The organism is Sphingomonas sp. 66-10 (assembly GCF_001897045.1).
Classification (GTDB): Bacteria; Pseudomonadota; Alphaproteobacteria; order Sphingomonadales; family Sphingomonadaceae; genus Sphingomonas; species Sphingomonas lycopersici.
This window is the reverse complement of the sequence record NZ_MKRR01000011.1, coordinates 1-535: the sequence shown is the minus strand read 5'-3', so window position 1 is coordinate 535 and position 535 is coordinate 1. Positions and strand designations below refer to the sequence as shown.

Below are 535 nucleotides of genomic sequence, written 5' to 3'. Positions count from 1 at the left end.
CCGAAAGCCCGGGCACGAGCCGCCCCGCAAGCGGATTGGTCCGCAGACGGATCTTCACCGGGACGCGCTGGACGACGCGCACGAAATTGCCGGTCGCATTGTCGGCGGGAATCAGCGCGAAGGCCGATCCGCTGCCCGGTGCGAGGCTATCGACAAAGCCCTCGATCGCGACGTCGGGATAGCCGTCGACGCGGATTCGCACCGCCTGGCCGGGGCGGATATATTCGAGCTGCGTCTCCTTGAAATTGGCGACAACATAAAGATCGGCGACTGGCACGATGTCGAGCAGCGCCGCGCCCGGCGAGACGAGGCGTCCGACGCGGACCTGGCGATTGCCGACGACGCCCGCGATCGGCGCGCGCACCACTGTATTGTCGAGGTCGATCTGCGCAAGATCGCGCGCCGCTTCGGCCTGCGCGAGCGCAGCGAGTGCTGCGGCATGCTGCGCGCCGAGCAGCTCGACCCGCTGGCGCTGCGCATCGAGCGTGGCCTCCGAGGCGGCAACCCCTGCTGCGGCACGCGCGTGCCCCGAGTT

Annotated in this window: 1 pseudogene; it reads right to left on the bottom strand. The window is 69.2% G+C overall.

Features of this window, described 5'->3' with window-relative positions:
- A pseudogene (locus BGN95_RS01560) lies at positions 1-535 on the bottom strand (HlyD family secretion protein); the annotation flags it as partial.